This window comes from Desulfamplus magnetovallimortis, from assembly GCF_900170035.1.
Lineage (GTDB): Bacteria > Desulfobacterota > Desulfobacteria > Desulfobacterales > Desulfobacteraceae > Desulfamplus > Desulfamplus magnetovallimortis.
Window position 1 is genome coordinate 3,508 of record NZ_LT828576.1, and the last position, 6,972, is coordinate 10,479.

The 6,972-nt window shown below is 37.3% G+C and carries 8 protein-coding genes; 4 read left to right on the top strand and 4 right to left on the bottom strand.

The window, feature by feature from the left end:
* Together MTBBW1_RS26760 and MTBBW1_RS26765 are read left to right on the top strand one after the other, a co-directional pair.
* Positions 1-1,018 (top strand): hypothetical protein (locus MTBBW1_RS26760; RefSeq protein WP_222424196.1); only part of this gene is annotated, 1,018 nt, incomplete at its 5' end.
* Between the two features lie 51 nt (positions 1,019-1,069).
* Entirely contained in the window at positions 1,070-1,381 is a 312-nt protein-coding gene (locus MTBBW1_RS26765; protein WP_080809954.1) for a hypothetical protein, read from the top strand.
* On the opposite strand, the gene MTBBW1_RS26770 is transcribed toward MTBBW1_RS26765, so the two are convergent.
* Positions 1,378-1,800 carry a GNAT family N-acetyltransferase gene (locus MTBBW1_RS26770; RefSeq protein ID WP_080809957.1) on the bottom strand — a complete coding sequence of 141 codons (423 nt, stop codon included), beginning with the start codon at positions 1,798-1,800 and terminating at the stop codon, positions 1,378-1,380. The genes MTBBW1_RS26765 and MTBBW1_RS26770 overlap by 4 nt on opposite strands.
* A 141-nt stretch (positions 1,801-1,941) precedes the next feature.
* Here MTBBW1_RS26770 and MTBBW1_RS26775 point away from each other — a divergent pair, with 141 nt between their 5' ends.
* Positions 1,942-2,250, top strand: a complete 309-nt coding sequence (locus MTBBW1_RS26775; RefSeq protein WP_080809961.1) for an integration host factor subunit alpha — start codon at positions 1,942-1,944, stop codon at positions 2,248-2,250.
* Positions 2,251-2,268: 18 nt separating this feature from the next.
* Positions 2,269-2,676: a hypothetical protein gene (locus tag MTBBW1_RS26780; protein ID WP_080809964.1), complete on the top strand. Its 408-nt coding sequence runs from the start codon at positions 2,269-2,271 to the stop codon at positions 2,674-2,676.
* Between the two features lie 425 nt (positions 2,677-3,101).
* Here the strand turns inward: MTBBW1_RS26780 and MTBBW1_RS26785 are convergent, their stop codons facing one another.
* The 3 genes from MTBBW1_RS26785 to MTBBW1_RS28820 form a co-directional block, all read right to left on the bottom strand.
* Entirely contained in the window at positions 3,102-3,983 is an 882-nt protein-coding gene (locus MTBBW1_RS26785; RefSeq protein ID WP_080809966.1) for a PDDEXK family nuclease, read from the bottom strand.
* 774 nt (positions 3,984-4,757) lie between these two features.
* On the bottom strand, positions 4,758-5,345 hold the full coding sequence (locus MTBBW1_RS26795; protein ID WP_080809972.1) for a hypothetical protein: 588 nt from the start codon (positions 5,343-5,345) through the stop codon (positions 4,758-4,760).
* Positions 5,346-6,064: 719 nt separating this feature from the next.
* Positions 6,065-6,972, bottom strand: a 908-nt coding sequence (locus tag MTBBW1_RS28820) for a hypothetical protein (protein WP_186441745.1), incomplete at its 5' end; no start/stop codon positions are given.

Consider the following 6,972-nt stretch of genomic DNA (forward strand, 5'->3'; position numbering starts at 1 on the left):
ACAGACCAACGGACAGGCGAGCGGACAGACCAACGGACAGGCGAGCGGACAGACCAACGGACAGGCGAGCGGACAGACCAACGGACAGGCGAGCGGACAGACCAACGGACAGGCGAGCGGACAGGCGAGCGGACAGACCAACGGACAGGCGAGCGGACAGACCCTGATAATAGATGATATAATAAAACTTAATAATTTAAAATATTTAACGGAAAATCAACTAAAGGTTTTTGAGTTCTTAATATATCAAGAAGGTAAAGCAATATCTTATAACATGATTGCAAAAGAATCAGGAGTGGCTTATGGTAGTGTTAGAAATACTATAAGAATATTTGTCAAAGACAATATATTACTTGCACCAATGATGTATAGACGTGGTTCGATGCAAGGTTTTACTTTTAAATTCAGTAAAAGAATAAAACTATATAGACAGGCGAGCGGACAGACCCCTGAAAAGCCGTCATCTCTTATAAGAAAGAAAGAAAGATTTTTAAAAAATCTATCTTTCTCCGATTTTTGGCTCGACCAGGGTTTAACTCAACAAAAGCTCGATGCCTGGATGAAAGAATTTAATTTCACAGAAGAGGAATGGGAAGTTCAACTCATCTTCGGTGCAAATGAACCCAAAGTGAAAAATGCAGACAACCCCATTAAATATTTTTATAAATCACTGAAGCAGGGAGGATTGACCAGACCGAACGGCTTTGAATTTCCTGAAGAGCGTTTGCTGAGAATCAGAAAAGAAGAAATGGAAGCCCGTAAAAAGCTCGTTGAAGAAGAAAAGAAGCTGAGAGAGCAGGAAAAAACATTGGCTGATGAAGAGGCTTTTCTTGTACTTCTTAAAGACAAAGAGACGGTTACCGAGGCAATAACTGAACTTGAAGATGGTCAATATCTGACCTCGAAGGTGAAGCTTGGAATCAAACAATTTAACAGCACAGGTCAGATCACAGATGCCCTTGAAAATAAATTACGGATATGGTTCAGGTCGGATGGAACAGATAAAACAAAAAACTAATTCCGACTGGTTAATTAATTAAGTTAATCAAGATAATACCAGAGGTGAGTAATGGCACCATCTAAATCCATTTCAGAACCGCCAAAATATATCCAAAATGACCTGTTTGGAAAAACACTCAGGGCAGTATATCTATTTGCGCCAAACAGCCCTAAAAAAGCATTTTATAGACTCTCCCTTGAAATAGAATTCAGTCAGTACATTATCAGAAAACAAAGTGGTATCGGCAACAAAGTCCTTGACCACAGAAAATGGATATATAAGACACTTCCTGAAGCAGAAAAAAGTTTTAACAGCCGCATAAGGCAAAAGACCTGCCCAGATCGAAAATCCCAACGCCACTACATCGAGATTAAAAGTTAATCAGTAAAGCCCATTTCCCTCTTCTGATCAGGATTTATGAAATTTGCCATGCCTGTTTTCATTCTTCTAAAATCGTGCCTGATGTAAAAACCTTCTTTTCCTGGTGATGCGTACAGGATAACATTGCAGCCCTGAAGCTTGTCCATTATGTTTCTCAGGATGATTTTTCCAATGCCTCTGTTTTGATATTCAGGTATTACTGCTATGTCATAGAGAGCTGCCTGATATACCCCATCGGATATTGCCCTTCCAAAGCCGATCATCTGATTGTCAAAATAAGTAAATAGTGTTACATAACTGTTCATGAATGCCTTCTTGTGAAGATGCGGAGCATAGTGTCTCATGCCAACCTGTTTAAGTATTTTTGCTACATTGTCCCAATTGACATTGGTACAGTCAAAACTGATTTTTATATCCATGTGATGAGCCTCCAGGGCTTTGCAGGTTTATTTTTACGATTTACTGTCCATTAGCCTAAAAAAGATTATATCGACTTTTGTGGCCTGTCGATATACGAAAAGAATTTTTGTTTATAATATCAAGATCATGGAGAATAAGGCGTGTCTTTAACCAAAAAAGATATTGTTGCTGCCATTACAGAAAAAAGATACCTTTCCCACATTAATGCCGGAAGGGTTGTGGAAGACCTTCTGGAGATCATCAAGTCTTCTCTTGAGTCAGGCGAAGATGTTATGATTTCAGGATTTGGCAAGTTCTGTGTCAAGAAGAAAGCTTCACGAAAGGGTAGAAATCCTGCCACGGACACCACAATGACTCTTCCTGCACGCAGGGTTGTGACTTTCAAATGTGCTGGAATATTAAGAGAAATTTTAAACCAGGATGAGACAAAAAAACAGCAACAAGACTGAGAATTGAAAGAGATGTTGATGGATAATATGTCATGTCCCAAATGCGGTGCGGATAGAGCGCCTTCTACTCAAACAGAGTGCCCATACTGTGGCATTATTTACTCTAAATTCAAGGAGCCAAAGGAGAAGTCCACAGTGAGGAGTCAGAATGGAGATAATGAGCCTTCTCTCAGCCTGAAAAGCAAATTGTTTGTGTTTGTGATCACCATTACTGCTCTATTTCTATTTTTCTATCCCTGGTATTCTTATCTCAATGAAATGCGTCTTGAAGTTATAGGTGAAAAAGTAACATCAACTGTCAGTATGGTGCGGGATGTACAGGTAGGAAGAAGTAGTAAAACTTACGCTTTCTATTTCCTTTGTTACCAAACACTACCAGGTGATCGAGAGCAGATATGTCACGAGAAATTTAAGAAGAAAAGATAAGATCACCGTTGTCTATGATCCTGACGATCCATATGAAAATTTTGTGCTGGAAGGGCGCATAAGCTTATCATATACGGTTTTTTTCAGTATGATAACCTCGGTGATATATTTTGCATCCATGTGTTTGCATTATCCTGATTTCAGGCAGTATGTTTTTGATAAATTCAAATAAAAGCAGCTTTAAAAGTAATTAATTTCTGTTTTTTAAGAATATGTTATATTTAATAAAAAATGTAACAAAAAATTTTGAGGTGGTAAATTTTCCAGAGGGCCTAAAAACAGTCTATCATTTTGGTATATATAAAATCACTTGTTTGTTTAAAGTGTGAGGGGGGTATATCTCCCCCTTTCCTCCTGCCCCCTCTTTCTATTTTAAGGCAGCCTCCCTGGATTTAAAGGAGACTGCCTGGGTTTTGTCAGAGTTATCAGATCATCATATTGGCGGTATCAAAGGCTTTTACAAGTTTTGGATGGTCACTCATTCCTGATGATGTTGGTATCTGTCCAGGATTCATGTCATCCTGCTCTTGTTGTTGATGTTTCTTGGGAGCAGTATAGCAGACATCTTTTTCAGTGCTGTGCCCCATGGTGTCACATACATCATGGCAACCCATATGGCCTATATGGAAGCTGTTGCACTCCTCGCAGTGTCCCCACTCCATAATGCCATCAAAGTCGCCTTCGGCATTGAGGTACTGGCCGCTGTAGAGGACATAGTTATCCTGGTGATATACGGTCTTTCTGCACTCGTTGAAGGCAAAAAGTATCTTGTCAGTATGCTGGACAAAAGCAAGACCCATAAGGCGATCCTCATTGTGGTTCATACGGTTTTTCCTGATAATCAGCCATGCATCCTGTGATGGCAGCCAGAAATCAGGCTGATAATAAATCTGGGAACTTATCTTGAAAGGCTCTGTGGCATACTCATAGGGAATACCGAGTGTGTCAAAAAAAGCTGCCCACCTTGCCTGAAGGCGTGTTCTGAATCGAATGTCTTTATACACTGTGCTTTGCATCTCATTGATGATTTCATCAACAAGCTCTATGGTATCGTAAATATCCATATTGTAAATATCGCCATTTGCCTGACGCCTGTAAATCGCAAGGCTCTCTCTGATGTTTCGCATCGCCCTGCTGACATCTTCAACAATGCGACAGTGCTCTATCTTGTATCCTATGGCCTGGGAGAGCCTTATGTCTGTGTCATGAATGACTTTGGTCTGATTTGGATCTCTTGTTGTAGCAACTGCGATGATTCCGCTGTTTTTGTGGCTTAGATCGATTAGATCATTTTCGTGAAAATACATATTGAATTCCTTTCTTTAAAATAATTAATAATAGAATTTTCTTTGTTATAACTTCCTGAAATTTAATGTGATTCTACATATGTCCTCCTTGTTGTAAAATGGATTTGAGTTTAAGGTCTGTGCTTTAAATCCCCTCGAGATGAAGACGGTTCAGACAGATAAAATATCTTTTAGCGTTGGATGCTTTTTTACGTTGGAAGAGAGAGAAGAGATTTATAAAGAGAATTTAAAAAATGGCATTTCAGGACTCTTCTGATCAGTCAGGGGATAAAGCTTCAAATTAAAAAAAAACTTTCAAAAAAAAATTTAAAAAATATGTAGATGTTTTCTCGATTTATTGAAGATAAAGCTTCTGGTATTGCTGTGTATGGTGAAGCATCTTTCTGGGATATATGTGTTAGGATATCAGTGGAAGTGATCTCAATTGGGAGATATATGAGAATCATTTTGGTCTCTATTGTGTTTTTTTGTTTTGCTCCCCCTCTTATTCCGTGCAAAGCACGGTATTGCTCTCCCCCTGAGATGGACTCAGGGGCAAGGACGATCTTTTCCCCCTCTTGCTTTTTAAATCATGGAAGGAAAAGTAAGGTTTTAATTTAAGGAAAATTTCACAAAAAAAATTAAAAAAAGAGGATTAAAGCAGGGTTGTGTCAGGCTGGATATTTATTTATAGGAGAAATAGCATGGGAAGAATTTTAACTATTAAGGCTTGTCTCTGAAGGATCATGTAGTTTGAAGAAAACAGGGTTTGTGCAGTATTGATTTTTGTGCAAATTATGCAAATTCTCTTTTATTTATTGCTGAGTATGCCCATTGCTTAAAAAGGTCATGGCTTTCAATTTCATATTCATAGATGCGTTTTCTTAATCTGTTAAAAGAGGATGTGTGCATTCCTTTTGGTTTTATGAGGGGATTGAACAAAGGTGGCTGATCAGCTCTTGCACGCAGGGACTCGGCATTGTGCAGTAAGCGCTCAAATGGAACTTTCTTTTGGGATGAGTATCCTAAATCAAGGCATTTACGGCAGGCAAATTTATTTTGCTTTCCAAGATAGAGAGCTGTCCTTTTAGATGAGCATTCAGGGCAGATCATCCATTGTCGTAACCCGCCAAGATTGCATCTGTCTGTTTTTATCTCAACTGTTTGATCGTAAATTTTCCTGTTGCAATTTATGTGGATCAGAAGATGATCTTTTTTGACAGTAACAGTTGCTGAATAGCAGCTTAAATCCTTTGCCAATTCATAATAGAATACCGTTTCCGGCTTGTACTCTTTTAAATCTTTTATCTTGAGACTGATCTGGTTTTCTACAACAGGCTTTGCCTTGCCAGATTTTCTTCTGCCTGAACCAAATCCTCCCATGGTATCTCTCCTTCTGCATAGTGATTATATCGTAATAATTTGTCAATTTTTCTTATTATATCAAATAATTATGATAAAAGCAAAGCTGTGTTGATATTCGGTGAGATTCTTGGTTCTCTTTAATCAGAGTTTTCAGGGAACTTATCCAATCCACATGATTCCACAAAGGGGGGGAGGCACATATAACTTTCTATCCGCCTGCCCATTTTTTCATATTGGATGACCAAAAAACTAAAGGGATGTTTATATAATAAAAATAAATACTTAGCTATAGATATCCCGAAATACCGCTTAATTTCTCTTTTGTACTCCATATATATATTTTTCTACTTCGTTTTTTTCCTATAGAAAACTTTTTATAGAAAAATATAATATTTCCGGTCCATTCTTTGTGGATTCCTTGTGGATTCAGTATGTTAGCAATGACCGTTTTTTTATTTGCATTTTGGGCGTTTTGGTAGAGGTGTGGTAATAGCTTGTAATATCAATATGTTTTGATTCTGCTTTTTGCCCAGAATTTAATAATATGATTTTAAATTCTGGGCAAAAAAGGCAGGTAATAATAAATAATGTTATTTAATTAAAATTTGTAAAGTGACATAAGTTAATTTAGCTATGTTGTAAATGGAACTCAAATTAAGTATTTTTGGAGATAGAATGCTTCGAGTCTCAGTCTTCTATTTTTATTGTGCGGGTGTGACATTGAGATCTGCTGTATATCAAGAAAGTGTAAGTTCTTGTTGCTTTGGGATATTGTCTTCTTTGCTGTTTATGATGCTATACCCTTCAATAAAAATACGTTTAAATACTCTGGGTTTTGTTCCATCACTCAAGGTGACTCTATCTGGCTCTTCAGGATTGATTTTTATTTTATGTATTTTTTCAAGTTGGACTGGAAATATTTCCATAAATTTTTTACGTGTTAGCACTGATTCAAATTGATTCTTTTCCATAAAATGATTATAAGCCCAAAATATAGCGTTAGGTTTAATACAAGTCTCTCTATCATGTATTTTAACTTTTTCTTGAATGAAGTCGTCAATATAATCTCTGTCACACTTTTGGGGTCCTAAAATATTTTTTGTATTCTCTATGATTGAATCTGGAATACGAAGAATACCTCCTTCCTCATGAAATCTTTTACACCATTTGACAATTTGACAACAGATACCTTGGTGTTCTGCATGGAGTCTTACTCTAATATTTTTATCATCTTTATGTGTTCCTCTGAATTTTACTGGGAACTCAATTATCTTAAGTCTGTCCATGAATGCTTCAGAATTGAATAGGTTGTGAAATGGCTCTATATAGTTCGATATTGCCACTGTGACAAAATTTGCAGTATAGTTATCCTCATTGTCGCTGTAGCATCCTCTTGTTTGTATTGCGTCGTTTCCGCTCATTTTTTTTATTATTGATTCATCAAGTTGATCGTTTTTTCCTAATTCTGATGTAATAGCAAGGCGTTTATTTTTGAATTTAGTAAGATGTGAAGTGTGACTGTTTTCATCTGGAGTATGTTTTTTTGTGAGTAAAGTCTCTTTTCTCATAAATGCACTATAAGGTTGAGTAGCTTCTGCCAAAGTGTTTGCAAACATTCCCTTGCCTTCACCACCATGCTTTCCAG